The organism is Bacillus sp. FSL W8-1143, from assembly GCF_037965155.1.
Classification (GTDB): Bacteria; Bacillota; Bacilli; order Bacillales; family Bacillaceae; genus Bacillus; species Bacillus pumilus.
This window is the reverse complement of sequence record NZ_CP150182.1, coordinates 1,262,465-1,278,403: the sequence shown is the minus strand read 5'-3', so window position 1 is coordinate 1,278,403 and position 15,939 is coordinate 1,262,465. Positions and strand designations below refer to the sequence as shown.

The 15,939-nt window shown below is 43.5% G+C and carries 19 protein-coding genes, 1 riboswitch and 1 other annotated feature; of the genes, 4 read left to right on the top strand and 15 right to left on the bottom strand.

Annotated elements, in window-relative coordinates:
- Positions 1–12: 12 nt before the first annotated feature.
- Together proB and purU are read right to left on the bottom strand one after the other, a co-directional pair.
- Positions 13–1,110 carry a glutamate 5-kinase gene (gene proB, locus NSQ36_RS06280; protein ID WP_003211523.1) on the bottom strand — a complete coding sequence of 366 codons (1,098 nt, stop codon included), beginning with the start codon at positions 1,108–1,110 and terminating at the stop codon, positions 13–15.
- Positions 1,111–1,165: 55 nt separating this feature from the next.
- Positions 1,166–1,384: a binding site (T-box leader), on the bottom strand.
- A gap of 43 nt (positions 1,385–1,427) precedes the next feature.
- Positions 1,428–2,330, bottom strand: a complete 903-nt coding sequence (gene purU, locus NSQ36_RS06275) for a formyltetrahydrofolate deformylase (RefSeq protein WP_003212058.1) — start codon at positions 2,328–2,330, stop codon at positions 1,428–1,430.
- Between the two features lie 162 nt (positions 2,331–2,492).
- Here purU and NSQ36_RS06270 point away from each other — a divergent pair, with 162 nt between their 5' ends.
- Complete coding sequence (locus tag NSQ36_RS06270) at positions 2,493–2,678, top strand: hypothetical protein (protein ID WP_050945194.1); 186 nt, start codon at positions 2,493–2,495, stop codon at positions 2,676–2,678.
- Positions 2,679–2,710: 32 nt separating this feature from the next.
- Here the strand turns inward: NSQ36_RS06270 and NSQ36_RS06265 are convergent, their stop codons facing one another.
- Positions 2,711–3,025: a multidrug efflux SMR transporter gene (locus tag NSQ36_RS06265; protein ID WP_003212530.1), complete on the bottom strand. Its 315-nt coding sequence runs from the start codon at positions 3,023–3,025 to the stop codon at positions 2,711–2,713.
- Complete coding sequence (locus NSQ36_RS06260) at positions 3,022–3,351, bottom strand: multidrug efflux SMR transporter (protein WP_003211810.1); 330 nt, start codon at positions 3,349–3,351, stop codon at positions 3,022–3,024. The genes NSQ36_RS06265 and NSQ36_RS06260 overlap by 4 nt, the downstream gene beginning before the upstream one ends.
- A gap of 66 nt (positions 3,352–3,417) precedes the next feature.
- A riboswitch (guanidine-I (ykkC/yxkD leader) is annotated at positions 3,418–3,525 on the bottom strand.
- Positions 3,526–3,745: 220 nt separating this feature from the next.
- On the opposite strand from NSQ36_RS06260, the gene NSQ36_RS06255 reads away from it, so the two are divergent.
- Both NSQ36_RS06255 and NSQ36_RS06250 read left to right on the top strand, forming a co-directional pair.
- Positions 3,746–3,880 (top strand): YrzI family small protein, encoded by a 135-nt coding sequence (locus NSQ36_RS06255; protein WP_003212325.1) that lies wholly within the window; start codon positions 3,746–3,748, stop codon positions 3,878–3,880.
- Positions 3,881–4,054: 174 nt separating this feature from the next.
- Complete coding sequence (locus tag NSQ36_RS06250) at positions 4,055–5,098, top strand: trifunctional transcriptional activator/DNA repair protein Ada/methylated-DNA--[protein]-cysteine S-methyltransferase (RefSeq protein ID WP_339207041.1); 1,044 nt, start codon at positions 4,055–4,057, stop codon at positions 5,096–5,098.
- A gap of 17 nt (positions 5,099–5,115) precedes the next feature.
- Here NSQ36_RS06250 and NSQ36_RS06245 read toward each other — a convergent pair whose 3' ends face one another.
- From NSQ36_RS06245 to NSQ36_RS06225, 5 genes are all read right to left on the bottom strand, one after another.
- Complete coding sequence (locus tag NSQ36_RS06245; protein ID WP_137054731.1) at positions 5,116–5,661, bottom strand: GNAT family N-acetyltransferase; 546 nt, start codon at positions 5,659–5,661, stop codon at positions 5,116–5,118.
- A 17-nt stretch (positions 5,662–5,678) separates the two neighbouring features.
- On the bottom strand, positions 5,679–6,167 hold the full coding sequence (locus NSQ36_RS06240; RefSeq protein ID WP_003211008.1) for a small multi-drug export protein: 489 nt from the start codon (positions 6,165–6,167) through the stop codon (positions 5,679–5,681).
- Between the two features lie 112 nt (positions 6,168–6,279).
- Positions 6,280–7,032: a hypothetical protein gene (locus NSQ36_RS06235; RefSeq protein WP_335355925.1), complete on the bottom strand. Its 753-nt coding sequence runs from the start codon at positions 7,030–7,032 to the stop codon at positions 6,280–6,282.
- Between the two features lie 4 nt (positions 7,033–7,036).
- Positions 7,037–7,363, bottom strand: coding sequence for a PadR family transcriptional regulator (locus NSQ36_RS06230; RefSeq protein WP_339207040.1), 327 nt, complete (start codon positions 7,361–7,363; stop codon positions 7,037–7,039).
- Between the two features lie 114 nt (positions 7,364–7,477).
- A complete protein-coding gene (locus NSQ36_RS06225; protein ID WP_034619972.1) occupies positions 7,478–7,999 on the bottom strand; it encodes an acyl-CoA thioesterase in 522 nt (173 codons plus the stop codon).
- Positions 8,000–8,178: 179 nt separating this feature from the next.
- Here NSQ36_RS06225 and NSQ36_RS06220 point away from each other — a divergent pair, with 179 nt between their 5' ends.
- Positions 8,179–9,060, top strand: a complete 882-nt coding sequence (locus tag NSQ36_RS06220; RefSeq protein ID WP_003210878.1) for a dimethylarginine dimethylaminohydrolase family protein — start codon at positions 8,179–8,181, stop codon at positions 9,058–9,060.
- Between the two features lie 39 nt (positions 9,061–9,099).
- Here NSQ36_RS06220 and NSQ36_RS06215 read toward each other — a convergent pair whose 3' ends face one another.
- The 6 genes from NSQ36_RS06215 to NSQ36_RS06190 form a co-directional block, all read right to left on the bottom strand.
- Positions 9,100–10,068: an oligopeptide/dipeptide ABC transporter ATP-binding protein gene (locus NSQ36_RS06215; RefSeq protein WP_003211497.1), complete on the bottom strand. Its 969-nt coding sequence runs from the start codon at positions 10,066–10,068 to the stop codon at positions 9,100–9,102.
- Positions 10,058–10,975: an NlpC/P60 family protein gene (locus NSQ36_RS06210; RefSeq protein ID WP_339207038.1), complete on the bottom strand. Its 918-nt coding sequence runs from the start codon at positions 10,973–10,975 to the stop codon at positions 10,058–10,060. The genes NSQ36_RS06215 and NSQ36_RS06210 overlap by 11 nt, the downstream gene beginning before the upstream one ends.
- Entirely contained in the window at positions 10,975–12,054 is a 1,080-nt protein-coding gene (locus NSQ36_RS06205) for a dipeptide epimerase (protein WP_050945200.1), read from the bottom strand. The genes NSQ36_RS06210 and NSQ36_RS06205 overlap by 1 nt, the downstream gene beginning before the upstream one ends.
- The gene (locus tag NSQ36_RS06200) at positions 12,051–12,992 is read right to left on the bottom strand and encodes an LD-carboxypeptidase (RefSeq protein WP_339207035.1); all 942 of its coding nucleotides are present in this window, start codon (positions 12,990–12,992) and stop codon (positions 12,051–12,053) included. The genes NSQ36_RS06205 and NSQ36_RS06200 overlap by 4 nt, the downstream gene beginning before the upstream one ends.
- Before the next feature lie 310 nt (positions 12,993–13,302).
- Positions 13,303–14,925, bottom strand: coding sequence for a peptide ABC transporter substrate-binding protein (locus NSQ36_RS06195; protein WP_137054735.1), 1,623 nt, complete (start codon positions 14,923–14,925; stop codon positions 13,303–13,305).
- The gene (locus NSQ36_RS06190) at positions 14,925–15,935 is read right to left on the bottom strand and encodes an ABC transporter ATP-binding protein (protein ID WP_284906267.1); all 1,011 of its coding nucleotides are present in this window, start codon (positions 15,933–15,935) and stop codon (positions 14,925–14,927) included. The genes NSQ36_RS06195 and NSQ36_RS06190 overlap by 1 nt, the downstream gene beginning before the upstream one ends.
- Positions 15,936–15,939 lie beyond the last annotated feature (4 nt).

Here is a 15,939-nt window from a genome sequence, read left to right as displayed (position 1 = left end):
CGTATTCCCTCCTCAGTTTTGTACATGCTGTACCCAGTGATCTCTGTGTATGACTTCAGGCTTCTCATTTGAAAGCTCATCACTTCGCATTCCTTTAATACTGAGAAGCTCATCGGATGCGTACAAGGTTTGTCCTTTACCTACTAGCCCATTCGGACCGACGACTTCAACGACCTCTCCTTTAGAAAAGTCACCAGCGACATCAATGACGCCAGCTGGAAGAAGACTTCTGCCATGATGCAAAATCGCCGCTTCCGCTCCTGCATCTATCATAATTTTCCCAGAAACGGGTGAATGGAATTGAATCCATTGACGGCGGTTGTTAACAGCTGATAAGTCCTGTTCTCCGATATACGTTCCGTCTCCTTGACCCGCTAGAATATGAAGCAGCTTATCCTCACCAGTACCTGTACCAATGAAGACTTTCACGCCTAGTGAAAGTGCCGTTTGTGCAGCAGACAGCTTTGATTTCATCCCGCCTGTTCCCACTTTTGAGCCTGTGCTCTTCGCATATGAAAACAATTCTTCAGAAATGTGTGTTAGTACATCAAAACGCTTCGCCTCAGGATGCTCATTTGGATTTGCATTATAAATACCGTTAATGTCTGTTAAGATGATCAATTGGTCTGCATGAATTAATCCACTGACAAGAGCTGACAGCATGTCATTATCACCAAAGGTAAGCTCCTCAATGGAGACAGAATCATTTTCATTAATGATCGGTAAAATTTTTCTTTCTAGCAGCTCCATCATCGTTGCATAAGCATTTCGATATCTTGTTCGATCTGAAAAGTCATTACGGGTTAAAAGCATTTGTGCAGGTGTCATGTGAAACTGTGAAAATAGTTCTGTATATTTCTGCATTAATAAGCCCTGACCAACGGCTGCTGCTGCCTGTTTTCCCTTTAAGGTCACAGGTCTTGATGGATACCCTAAGCTGCCAAACCCTGCTGCCACGGCTCCTGATGAAATTAAAATAATTTCATGCCCAGCCTCTTTCAGCTTTGCTATCGCTTTCACATGATCCTGCATTTTTTGTTCATCAATGGCTCCTTTTTGCTCTGTTAATGAACTGCTGCCAATTTTGATGACGATCCTTTGCTTTTTCATTATTGATTCCCTCCGCTATACCTTTAGGCACAAAAAAATCCCTTTTTCTCCTTATGTAAAGGACGAAAAGGGATTTTCCGTGGTACCACCTTCATTGAATAAGCATACTTCTAGCTTATTCCACTCAACTCCTGTAACGCCAGGCACGCGCTTAGATTTTTCCTCTAAGGCTCAAAGGGCAGGTTCAGCAGCTGTCTGCGGCAAATGTTTCAGCATGTCATTTGCTCTCTTTACGCATCAGTTCCTGCTTACTATTCCTTTTCAACGCTCGTTAATTTTTTTATATTATCACCAATTGCTAAGGAAAAGTCAAGCGGTCAATTAAATACAATCGTTTTATTCTCATGCACAATAATTCGATCTTCTAGATGCCATTTGACGGCACGTGCAAGCACACTCCGCTCAATTGTTCGGCCAATATTTTTTAAAGCTTCCGCATCATCCCGGTGATCTACACGCTCAATATCCTGTTCAATGATCGGTCCTTCGTCTAAATCATTGGTCACATAATGAGAGGTTGCGCCAATTAATTTGACTCCTCGCTCATATGCACGCTTATATGGATTCGCACCGATAAACGCTGGCAGGAAGGAATGATGAATATTAATGATTTTGTTCGGGTGTTGTTCTATAAATCCAGGCGTTAAAATTTGCATGTATCTAGCAAGCACAATGGCATCAATATCATACTCTTCTAATAATGTGAGCTGCTGTTTTTCCGCTTCTTTGCGAATGTCTTTGTTCGCCTTCACAAAATGGAACGGAATTCCAAGCGCTTCTACTGTATCTTTTGCCGTTTCATGATTGCTGATGACGACCGCAATTTCAGCCATCAAATTGCCGCTTTGCCATTCCCATAGCAGCTCATGTAAACAATGAAGCTCTTTTGACACAAAGATTGCCAGCTTTTTCAGCTCACTTGCACGCGACATGCTCCACGTCATTTGAAAAGATGCTGCAATTGGTTCAAACTGCTGCTTCAGCTGATCCATATTTGCCGAGATGTCTTTCCAATCAAATTCAATTCTTAAAAAGAACCGGCCGCTTTCATGATCTGTTGTGTATTGGCTGGATTCAATGATATTTGCTCCGTGCTCAAATAAAAAGGAAGAGACAGCTGATACAATTCCAGGCTGATCCGGGCAGCTGACAAGCAATCTTCCTTTTTGCTCATGCTTTTGTCTGTGTAATTCAAGTTTCTCTGTTATCAAAGTTCTCATGTATCATGACCTCATTTACGTTTTCATTCTAATGAAATATTATACTGGACTGGAAAGAGAAAAAGCAATGTAGAGCCCTATTTTTCATTGAATATTCATTCAATTCTGCACCTATCGTGATATAATGTGAATAGACCTTTTATCATAAAAGGAGTGATGGAGATGAAAAGTATGACTTTGTTTGGAAAAGTGAGCTTTTGGCTCGGCATCATTTGTCTAATCACAGGTATTTTCCTTTTTATAGCCGGTGAAAGACTCATTCCTTTTCTCACATTTGGTGTGTGTTTTCTGCTTGTGAGCCAGCTTTACCGCAAAAATGAAAACGATTCCAATCATCATTCGATGTAACAAAAGGCTGGCATCTATCTGCCAGCCTTTTCTTATTCAATGATTTTCAATCCTACTGCCGCAGATAAAATCAGTGCGATGAAGAAAATACGTTTTGCGTCTTTCGATTCTCCGTAAAACAGCATACCGACGATGGCGCCTCCAGCAGCTCCGATTCCAGTCCAAATGGCATACGCCGTTCCCATCGGAATCGTGTTCATCGCAAGAGACAGCATCAGAAAGGACATCGAAAAGCCAGCCGCAATGAATAAAATCCATTTGACATGCTTGTCTTTTTGGAATTGGTTCATCATGGTCACACAAAACATTTCTAAGATGCCTGCTCCAATAAGTAAAAGCCAGCTCATGATTCAGCCTCTCCCTTCTTTTCACCTGTTGTCAGCTTCAGTCCTAATACACCGCACAAAAGCATGACAATCAAAAGCAGTTTGACAAGCTGAACCGGCTCACCAAGCACCATGCCTATGACGACGGTTCCTGCTGTCCCAAGCCCGGTAAAAACGGCATAAAGTGTGCCAACTGGGAGTACACTTGTTGCTTTCAGGAGTAAATAAAAGCTCACGATAATACAAACGATGGTTGCGCCCCATTCTATGAGCGAGTGGGCATATTTCAGCCCCATCACCCAGCCGACTTCAAAGATGGCCGCAATAAAGACATTTCCCCATTTCATCTGATCTTCTCCTTTCTGAACGATTCCAACCAACAAAAAAAGCCTGGAAATCGATCGTTTGATCAAATCTCCCGGGCTTTTATCCCTCCGTGTCCATATGGCCTCTTCTAAGACCCTATGTGTTTTCTCTCGGTCCAGACTGCGCCAGCGCACGGAACCCTAGAAAACCAATTCATGATAAACAGACCTGACTTAGAGCAGATTCTGTATTAAAAATCTTATCACACCCCAATATGCCGGTCTACCAGTTTGCTCTCCCTCTTCAAATATACTTGTTCATTTTTCGAAAGAAATGATTTCGGACCGGCGTATACTAAGTGTTAGAAACAGATCAACTGATAAAGAAGATCTGCGGGATATTTGCGTGCTGCTAACCGAAGGGAAATGAACGTATATGACAATCCATTTATTTTTTATTACATTGACGATCAAGCGTAAATACAAGGACATGGAGACCGTTCTTTACGAACAAGAAGTTGAAACATTTTATGAAGAAATGAAACAGAAACAACTAAAGTATATGAACTAAAACAGAAAAAATATGGAAGAAGGACCAAGTTAGACACGCTCAGACGTTAAAGGAACGATCATATCGCTGGTATAATGAACTCAGATTGATGTGATGAACGTTCAACTTTAGGATGCTGCATTTATAGATCATCCGTTGTATCGGCCCAAATAATGAAACCAAGAGGTGGATCGTATGATGATAACCGACGAACAGAAACATGAATTTTATCAAGCACTGGTTGACAAGAATCCGCAATATGACGGCACATTCTTCGCCGGCATTAAGACGACCGGTATCTTCTGCCATGCCACATGTACCGCTAGAAAACCAAAATATGAGAACTGTGAGTTTTTCTTTACAGCAGAGGAAGCACTGCTAGCAGGGTATCGTCCGTGCAAGCGCTGCACTCCATTAACCTATCCAAACAGCATTCCAGAAGAAGTCAAAACACTCGTTTCAGCAGTTGAAACACATCCTGAAAAACGCTGGAAAGAAGAGGACTTTCGCGAGTTAGGGATTCACTCTGCAACGGCCCGGCGGAAATTCAAAGAAATCTACGGCATGACCTTTGTTCAATATGCGAGATCACGCCGAATGGGGCTTGCCTTTAAAGAAATTATGAATGGAAAAAAAGTGATTGATCAGCAGGTCGCCTTGGGCTATGATTCTTCGAGTGCCTTCAATGATGCCTTTACGAAAATCATGGGAAATCCCCCTAAAAAGGCGCAGACCAAGATTCTCCACGCTAATTTTATTTCCACACCGATTGGACGCATGATCAGCGTGACAGATGCCGCGCATGTGTATTTACTGGAATTTATGGACAGGCGGGGACTAGAAAAGGAAATTGAGAAATTGAGAAAAAAGCATCATGCTCGTATTTTAGTTGGGGAAACAAACATCCACCAACAATTGGTAAAGGAATTGACCTTATATTTCGAGAAAAAACTGACGCAGTTTACCGTACCACTTTCCATGCATGGTACCCCTTTTCAAATGAAGGTGTGGGACCTGCTCACACGCATTCCATCAGGCGAAACAAGTTCATACCGAGATCTTGCTGTGATGCTGGGCGATCCGCATTTGGTCCGGGCGGTAGGGAATGCAAATGGTGCCAATCAATTGGCGATCATCATTCCATGCCACCGCGTCATTCAAACAAGTGGTGAGCTTGGCGGCTACGGCGGCGGGGTTGAACGTAAGAAATATTTACTTCAGCTAGAACAGCGGATATAAAATAAAAACGGCTCTGCTTATTTTGTAAGCGAGCCGTTTTCTTCGTTGCGGGTGATGCTGTATACATCAATGATTTGGTCCCATTTTGAAATGGTTTTTTCTTTTTTCATGCCCATTTTTAAAGCGACCTTTACCGATGCTTCATTGTCTGGGCGGATTAAGCTCACCATTCGTCTGACCTTCATTTCTTCAAAACCATAGGTGAGACAGCCTTTTGCGGCTTCAGCAGCATAGCCATTTCCCCACGCTGCTTTTTTTAGCATGTAGCCGATTTCAAGTTCTGTTTGTCCTTCAATGTTTTGCAGAACAATCCCGCTTTGTCCAAGTGGTTCATTCGTTTCTTTGTCTTCAATGATCCAGAGAGAAGTATGATACATACGGTCATTCTTTTGATTCCATGCAATCCACTCTTTCGTCTGCTGCTCATCCTTCAAAGAAGGATAATACTTCATTACTTCTTCATCTTGGAACAACATGTCATATAAAAATGATGCATCATGTTCATTCATCGTTCTCAGTCTAAGGCGCTCTGTTTCAAGCACTGTGCGTGTTTGAAGTTTCATTTATGATCCCCCCTCACTTACTGATTAAAAATATCACCGAACAATCCATTTGAATCTGGGGCAAAGTAATGGATTCCCGCACCGGTTAAACTAGCTGCCAGCGCCGTCCACATCATTAAACTGACTGTCATCCACACCGCAACTTGCTTTCTCTTCGTCCCGAAGCTCATGCACATAAATGCCGCTAGATGACTGCCGATGATAAAAGGACCAATAAGCGCTAATCCCGGGAGACCATATCGTTCCCAAATTTTTCTGGCTCGCAGTTGCTTTTTTTCTCCTTTTTCATCACTTTTGTCCTCTTTTCTTCTCAACCGCCATGCTTTGAAGCGGTCTACGAAAACAATGAGGAGCAAGACTGTGAGAAAGTTGCCGATGAATCCGATTACAGCCGTTGTCACAGGATGCAGTCCACCTAAGATGGCCAGTGGAACAACACCAACCACTTCAAAAAAAGGCAAAGCAGCCAATACAAAAACAAGTACATATCCCCATAAAATATCCAAGCATAGAACCCCTTTTCATTTTTGTCCTCTTCCCATTGTAATGAAAAATACGCTACCATTTCTACATTTTTTTAGAAAAAGAAAAGCACACCGGATGGATGTGCTCTATTTTTTACATCGTGTTTTCATTTTTCTTGTTCGCCCGGCGTAAGGCCATGAGCATAAGCCCTATTACGATCACAACCGATAGTAGACTTTGCATGAGAAGCACGCTTGGTGATGTCCAGCCAAGCCATTCGAATATGAGCTGCGGTCCGAAGAAGATAACCGGTATCAATGAAACGACATTCGCCTTTAAGATTGCATTAAAGACAATGATACATAACAGCATGAGCAGGATGACGCCCCATCTTTGACCTGAGGTCAGCACAAGTAATGGTGTGCCGAGCTTTTGATCCAATAGTTTGATTGTGACCATTGAAGTCAGTTGAAAGATTCCTAAGATCCAAAAATAAAGAAATGCCCGGCCGCCTGTCTGAAAGGCAGACGCTCTAAACATCACAATAATCATGATGACATTGGCTACTAAAACGAGCGGATAGCCAATTAACGCATACCAAGAATAGGATAAGCTTTGACTGATCGCATCTGATAAAATCATATAAAAGAGTGAACCGATTAAGAAGGCACTGACGAAAGGAACCCAGTCTTTATGGTTTCCTGACAGCTCTTTTGCGAGTTCATCAGCATAGCCCCTCGGATCTCTGCCAAACACAGCCTCCCCTGTTTTGCCATCTTTTTCAGCCTCAACCGCATGTGTCGTTAGCTCATCCATCAGCTCATCAATTTCGTCCTCATTTTTTCCCATTGATATGAGATAAAATTTCAGCTCTAGTAAGATGTGTCTTGTTTCTTTTGATACCATAATCTCACTTCCCTTTTTGTAGTAAACAGTTCACTTTTTTTGAAAGCTCACTCCAGCGGGTAATAAACTCTGTGAGCGCTTGTTCTCCAGCTTGTGTGAGCGTATAGTATTTCCTTTTCGGCCCGCTTGCTGATGCTTTTGTGACAGTGGTCACAAGCTGTTCCTTTTGCATACGCAGCAGAATCGGGTAGATACTGCCTTCACTAATTTGATCAAATCCATAATGAGCGAGCTTCTTCGTCATTTCATATCCATAAATCTCACCCTCTGAAATAATCGACAGCAGGCAGCCTTCTAAAATTCCTTTTAGCATTTGTGTGGATGTTGTCATCTTTGTTCCTCCGATTCCAGTACCTTGCATCACAAGATAGCATCATCTTACCACACACTATCTTGCCATGCAAGATACCGTTCTAGAAAAAAATCACCGCTTAAAGGGTGATTTTTACGCCCATGGTTTATCTGTCCCAAGTGCGTCAGCCAGTGCCTTGCTATGCTTTCGGCGGCTTTTTCTTTCTTCAGCCCGCTGTTTTGCGGTTTGATGCAGCATGATTTCTTCCTCTGTTTCCGGCATGACTTGTGGGACTTTCTTTGGCTTCCCATTGTCATCTAACGACACAAAGGTAAGAAATGAAGTCGCTGCGAGTCTGCGCTCTCCAGACATCAAGTTTTCTTTGATGACCTTAACGAACACTTCCATAGAAGACGTACCCACCCATGTGACATAGGACTCTAAACATACCGACTCCTTTTGTCCAATCGGCTCTAAAAAATCAACTGAATCCATTGATGCCGTGACCGTTTCACATCGGCTGTGCCTTGCTGCCGAGATGGAGGCAATGTCATCTATATAACTCATTAATTTTCCACCAAATAAGGTTTGGTGATTATTCGTATCGAGAGGGAATACCCTGCTGGTTTTGACAACTTTTGATTCCTTGCAGTATTTAAAATTTTCTTCACTCATCATCATAGCTCCTTCTTGCTGTTTTCGTGAATGCGGAACGACTTTTATTAAACACTATTCTTTTAGGTTTGTCTAAACATTTTGCTTTAGTCTCCTGTGAGAGATTTTCTTTCGGAAATGTTTCAACTATGACTAGAACGAGGAATAATAGAACTATGAACAAACAAGGAGGCCATTTGATGGATTCTATGAGAGCAGAACAAATACACAAAATGCCGCAATGCATGAGTGAATATGACGATTTACAAGAAGTCCTTTTATGCAGTCCCATCTATATGGAAATCAAACAGATCATCAACGAAACCCAAAAACATTTTGCAAGAGAAAATATTTCTCAAATGAAAGCCATTACTCAGCATAAGCAATTGATCCAAACCCTAAAAGACCATCAAGTACGCCCCATTATGCTTCCTGCAAATGACCGCTTTCCTGAACAAGTGTTTACCCGGGATATTGGGTTTACGATTGGACATACACTCTTTGTTTCAAGCATGGCCGCTCCAGTTAGGCAAGGAGAAGAACAATTGTTAAAAGAGTGGGCACAGGGAAATGGGTTGAAGACTGTTACCCTGACAAATGGAACGATTGAAGGCGGCGATGTGCTTGTGGATCAAAGACGCGTATTTGTCGGAACGAGCAAAAGAACAAATCCAGCCGCTATTCATGAGCTTAAAAAAGAACTGCCGGATCATGACATCATTCCCATTCATCTTCCTGCTCACATTTTGCATCTCGATTGTGTGATGAATATTCTCTCTCATGATGAGATATTGATTTATCCAGAAGCGTTCAAAAAAGAGGATCTTCACCTGCTCAACATGCATTATCATCTAATTGAAATAAGCGAACAAGAGCAATTCACACTCGGCCCAAACGTTTTATCCATTGGACAGAAAAAAGTGATCAGTTTGCCCATCAATCAAGAAACAAATGCTGCATTAACCGCTCACGGCTACACTGTCATTGAAGTGGATTTTTCAGAAATCATTAAATCTGGCGGCTCTTTTAGATGCTGCACATTGCCGATTAGGCGTTCGTTCACTAAAAAAGCCAGCGTGTAGAACAGTTTGTCTACTTGCTGGCTTTTTTTCTGCCTATTTTTATGTCCGATCGTATAAATGACAGGCGACATCATGCCCTTCTTCTACTGCTTGTAATGTTGGCTTTTTTTCAGCACACACATCCATCGCTGCAGGACACCTTGTTCGAAATACACAGCCGCTTGGCGGGTTCACTGGACTTGGAATTTCTCCCTTTAAAATGAACCTTTTGCGCTTGTCCTCCACGTCAGGATCTGGAATGGGGATCGCTGACAGCAATGCTTGTGTATAGGGGTGCAGCGGTGTTTGATATAACGTATCACTGCTAGTCAATTCGACGAGATGACCTAAATACATGACACCGATTCGGTCGCTAATATATTTGACCATCGACAAGTCATGCGCAATAAAGAGAAATGTCAGCCCTTCCTCCTTTTGCAGTTTCTTCAGCAAATTCACGACCTGCGCTTGAACGGAGACATCTAGTGCAGAAATTGGTTCATCTGCCACAATAAATTTCGGCGCTAAGGCGAGTGCTCTTGCAATACCGATTCTCTGCCTCTGCCCTCCGCTGAATTCATGAGGATAGCGCGTGGCAAAGTCATAGCTAAGTCCAACAGCTTCCAGTAGTTCTTTCACCCGGGCAACCCTTTTCTTTTGACTCCCATAAAGGTTATGAATCTCCATTGGCTCCAGCATAATATCTTTTACAGATAGCCGCGGATTTAAGGAGGAATACGGATCTTGAAACACCATTTGAATTTGCCGATTAAAATCAAAGGATTCTTTTTGTGAAAGGTGATGAAGGCTTTTCCCTTCATACAAGGCTTCTCCATCTGTCGGTTCATAAAGGCGCATAAGCACTTTTCCAAGTGTGGATTTCCCGCAGCCGGACTCGCCAACAAGGCCAAATGTTTCGCCTTGTTTCAGCTGAAAGGAGACACCGTCTAGCGCTTTTAGCGTTCTTCCTTTCGATAGATGAAAATGTTTTTTGAGATTGTTTACTTGTAAAAGTGGTTCAACTGCCATGACCTTTGCTCCTCTCGCTTGGCAAATACCGTCTTGCACCTGCCCATTCTTTTTCATATGAAGTGCCAGCAAGGGAAAGAAGTTCAATTTCTCTACCGGTTTTAGGTGAATGAAGCATCATACCGTCACCTGCGTAGATCCCAACATGGCGGACTGCTCCCTTTCCGTTGTCATTAGCGAAAAACAATAAGTCGCCTTGTTCTAAATGGCTTGATGCGACCGGTGTTCCTTGCACTGCTTGGTCACTTGCATCCCTCGGCAAAAGATATCCGCACGCTTTATACATGCTGTAAGCAAAGCCCGAACAGTCATAGCCAAAGCTGCTCATGCCGCCCCATAAATACGAAAGACCAATAAATTGTTTTCCCTTGTCTACAACATCTTTGCCGGCCATAGAAAAAATGGATGAAACTGGCTGCACATCTGTTTTATTGATTTCTCTCGTCCCTGCTGGTGTGACAACACGAAAGCGATCACTCGTTTCTTCTACAGCTGCGAGCTCTGTTAAAAAACTAATTTCCATGTCCGCTTGCCCGTTTCGATAGAGCATGGCTTTTTTCTGACAAACGATATGAGATATAGTTGGTGCACTTCCTTCTGTCACTTGCTTTAGTTGGTTTGCAGGTATATAGCCAGGATAGCCTTGTGGGTGTTTCCGGCTGGCCTGCTGCGGAATAACGACTTTCATCCAGCCGTCTGTTTCTTCTAAGCCAATGACTCGTTCACCGAGCAGTACTTGCGACTGGATCAGATTTTCTTCACATAAAGCCAGTTTTTCTTCATATGTTTGCTTGTCAATCCACTCTTTGAATTTGAAGGAGCTCTGAAGTACCTTTTGATCGATTTCTCTCGGTGACTGCGGCGCTGTCCATACGTTCGCAACTGCAACCTTTGATTCAAATATCATCATGAGACTCCTTTCACTCCTTGAATGCCTAACCCATGATGCGGCGGGAAAAAGATATCTTTTCCTTTGTACACGATTCCTCCGTCCACCATGTCCTCTTTTAGCATGAGCGGGGCATCAAAATCATAGCGGGTGATATTTGGCTGGCTGGCGGCGAGATGAGCGGCTGCTGTAATGCCAAGTTTTGACTCAATCATGCTGCCAATCATGCACTTTACGCCGTATGCTTCTGCCAGTGCATTGATTTTTAGGGCTTCTTTTATGCCGCCTGATTTCATTAATTTTAAATTGATTAAATCACAGCTTCTCGTTTCAAGCACCTTGATCGCATCATGAAAACTAAAAATACTTTCGTCTGCCATTATCAGTGTATCTGTTGCCTCCGTCACACGGCGTAGGCCTTCGATATCTTCTTTTGGCACTGGTTGCTCGACTAGTTCGATATTCAGTGGCTCCATTTTCCGAATGGCTACGACCGCTTCCTTCCACGTCCAGCCCTGGTTCGCATCGAGTCTAATCTGAATATCCGGCCCGATCTTTTCTCGAATTCGCTTGATACGCTGAATATCCGTATCTATATCATCTTTTCCTACCTTGATCTTTAATGTCTGAAAGCCTTCAGCTGCGTATTGCTTCGCATCTTCCGCCATCTCAAGCGGACGGTTTACACTGACCGTATAATCAGTTTCAAGCTGACTGCGATATCCGCCAAGGTATTGATAAAGCGGAAGTCCTGCCTGCTTCGCTAAGCCATCATAAATGGCCATGTCAACCGCTGCCTTTGCGCTTGTGTTGCAAGCGAGCACCCGGTTCATATGAGAAAAAATTTGTTCATATTCTGACAAGGAAGCTCCAAGCAAACTCGGTCTGATCACTTCGCAGATGGCATAGTCGATGCTTTCCAGCGTTTCACCTGTAATCACTGTTGTCGGGACTGCCTCTCCGTAGCTGACGTCACCTTGATCATATGTGATGATAACGATCAGAGATGCTGCGTCATACACCGTTCGTAAAGCGGTTTTGAAAGGTTTTTTTAGCGGTACACTCATTCTGAATGTACGAACATCAACGATTTTCATTTGATCACCTCTTTCGCTGCAACGCCTGGAGAAATGTGCAGTTTTTTTCCTGTCGCATCTAATGCAGCCTGCGTGCCCATTGGAATGGCAAAGTTTGGCGAAGAATGACCGATCCGGAAGCCCCCAAGTGCAGGTTTCTTTTGCGGGACAATATAGGTGTCCCATACTTGATTCAATGTGAGGGACTGATCTTTCTTTTTTGGCTCACATTGATGAAAATCTCCAATGATGAATCCAGCCGCATCATCCAATTTTCCAGCAGATGTGAGGTGCTGCATCATTCGATCGATTTTATAGGGTTCTTCGTCAATATCTTCAATGAACAAAAGCTTTCCCTTCGTATCGATTTCAAAAGGCGTACCAAGTGTTGTCACGATGAGGGCAAGATTTCCTCCTGCAATCTCACCTGAAGCGGTGCCCGGATAGAAAGTATGAAGGGGTGACAAGTGGTGCGCATACGTAAAGGCTTTCGGTGCGAACAGCTGTAAAAAGGTATCTTTCGTATAAGGATGGACCTCCTCAAGTCCCACATCAGAGGAAAGCATTGGCCCATGAAACGTCACAAGTCCCGTCTGCTGCTGGATGGCCGTATGTAAAAACGTAATATCACTATAGCCCCAAAAGATTTTTGGATTCCGGCGAATGAGGTCATAGTCAATGACTTCCGCGAGTCTTCCAGTCCCGTATCCTCCGCAAGCACAAATAACCGCCTTTACTTCTGGATCTTGAAACATGCGATGGAGATCCTCCACTCTTTCATGATCATGACCTGCTAAATACCCATACCGGCGGCCCAAATACTTCCCTTTTTTCACCTTTAGCCCGAGGCTTTCTAAAAAGGCAATCCCTTTTGCTAATTTCAGCTCATCAGGCGGGCTTGCTGGTGCAATAACCCCCACCGTATCCCCTGTTTGAAGTGCCACTGGCAGCTGGCTCATGCCATATCCCCTCTTTCTCTTTGTTTCTTTCAATCTATGGGTTTCTGCTTCATAACATGAACGAATAAAGGAACAGACGCTTTTATCTAAAAGCGTCTTAGATTGTTGACAAAGGGCTAAAATGATGTTTATTTTAGCCCTTTGTCTTCTTTTCAGCGTGATAGAAAACCTTTGCAGTCTAGGAAGGACGAGCACTGGCGCGGAGCGAATTTGTCATTCGTGAGCACCAGCGCGCAGGACTGACAACGAATGCGAGGGTTTGTCTACACGCTGAGACGCTTTTATCTAAAAGCGCCTTTTGATCCTAATATTACTCTCCATCTACTTGTGCCCATTTCAAATCGATATACCCAACAGGGTGACGGACAATCCCCTTCACGCCTTCTTTTTGTAAATGAACTTGGTTATAAAAATGAATCGGAATGATCGGTGCTTCTTCAATGAGAAGTGCCTCTGCATCATGAAGAATGTTGTTTCTCTTTTGCTCGTCTGCTTCCTGGCTCGCCTTTTTGATAAGCTGATCATAGGTATCGTTTGACCATCCTGTCCGGTTCATGGCATTCCCTGTTTGAAAGCTCTCTAGGAAATTGATCGGATCTGCATAGTCTGCTAAAAATGAACTTTGTGAGAATTGGAATTTGAGCGCCTTTTGATCTTCTGCAAACACATTGGCTTCCATGTTTGCAAGCTTCACATCTACACCTAGCGCTTCTTTCAGCTGCTGCTGGATGGCTTCAGCTTTTTTCTTGTTCTCAGGCTTTGTACTGTATGTCAATGTGACGGCTGGCAGTTTTGAATAGTTCTCTTCTTTCAGCCCTTTTTCTAATAACTTCGCAGCTTCACTCTTATCATTCTTCACAAGATCACCGCCAGCTTTTCTGAAATCCTCACCCTTTGAATCAAGAATGCCTGGCGAGACGAAGGCACGTGCTGGCTTCTCTTCATTTTTCGTTACATAATCCACGATATCTTGCGGGTTGATCGCCATTTGAAAAGCTTTGCGGATGTTCTTATTTTGAAAAGGTTCCATGTTCACATTCAGACGATAAAAGAACAATCCAGCCTGGTCTTCAATTTGTACATCTTTATTTTTCAGCAGGTTTTCACTTTGCTCTGCTGGGACAAAGGCAGTATCTAAATCTCCTGATTGATACATTTGATAGTCTGTGTTTCGATCACTGATCATCAGCCACTTCACTTGATCCAGCTTGACTGTTTTTTTGTCCCAATACGTCTCACTTTTTTCCATTGTGAAGCTCTCATCATGCTTCCACTCTGTCAGCTTGAACGGTCCATTTCCGACAAAGGTTTTGGCGTCTTTTGCCCAGTTTGGGTCCTTCTTAGCTACCTGTTCATTGACAGGAAAAAAAGCAGGGTTTGCGGTCATATTTAAGAACGATTTCTGCGGATATGCCAGTGTGACCTTAAGCGTTTTGTCATTTACAGCGCTGACTTTCACGTCTTCTTTGTTTCCTTTTCCGCTGTTAAATGCCTCTCCGCCTTCAATCATGTAGGCTAGGAACGATGCAGATGAGCCTGTTTTCGGATCAAGCAGCCGCTTCCACGCATATTCAAAGTCACTCGCTTTCACTGGATCACCATTTGACCACTTGATGCCATCTCTTAAATGGAACGTGTACGTTTTTCCATCCTCTGATATCTCCCATTTTTCCGCCATTGCAGGAGATGGTTCGTGCTTTTCATTCAGTCTTGTTAATCCCTCCATTAAGTTATTGAGTCCTTGCCACGATACATTATTAAAACCAATCGGCGGATCAAACGACGTCGGTTCATTTTCGTTATTTAAAGTTAATACTTTCTTTTCACCCTGATTGCTTGATGATCCTTTCCCTGCTTGCTCATTGGCTGTACATCCTGCGAGCAGCATGATCGTGAACAAACATATACTGATGATCCATCCCTTTTTTCTCATCAAAAACTCCCCCTTTGTGTTGAAGATAAAACGGTTTGATTCGCTCGCTCATCTTGGAGCCAGCAATGCACTGTGTGGGTAGGTGACCGCTGCGTTTCGTGCGGCATGATATGATCACACACCTTCATGGCGGACGGGCAGCGATCTGTATACGGACAGCCCTTTGGCGGAGCAAATAAATCAGGCGGGCTTCCTTCAATTGGAATGAGTTCATCTTTCATATCAAGTCTTGGAACGGATTTCAGAAGTCCTTTTGTATAGGGATGCTGCGGACTGTAAAAAATATCTCGCCTCGTTCCGACCTCCACCATTTTCCCTCCGTACATGACGGCTACCCGGTCTGCGACTTGGGCGACGACCCCTAAATCATGTGTGATTAAAATAATGGTGACCCCTGTTTTTCTCTGAATCTCTTTAAACAGCTCTAATATTTGTGCCTGTATGGTCACATCCAGTGCGGTCGTCGGTTCATCAGCAATCAGCACTTTGGGCTCGCAAATTAGTGCCATGGCAATCATGAGCCGCTGCCTCATTCCCCCGCTGAACTGGTGAGGGTATTGCTTTAACCTTTCCTTCGGCTGCGGAATGCCGACCAAATCAAGCATCCGAATGGCGGCTTCTGTCACTTCTTTTTTCGTCAGCTTTTGATGCTCCTTTGCCGCCTCCATGAGCTGATCGCCGATTGTCAAGGTTGGGTTCAGTGCGGTCATTGGATCTTGGAAGATCATCGAAATATCGACACCTCGTATGGCGCGCATTTCTTTTTCAGATAATGACAGCAAATTTCGGTCTTCAAACCAGATTTCTCCCTGATCAACATGAGCGCTGTAAGCTGGCAGCAGCCTCATAATGCTTTGTGAAGTCACACTTTTCCCGCAGCCTGACTCTCCTACAATGGCAAGGGTTTCTTTTTCATATACATCCACATTCACCCCGCGTACCGCTCGAACTGAGCCGCCATATGTCCGAAAACTGACGTGCAGATCGATGATTTGTAGAACTTTTTTCAAAGCG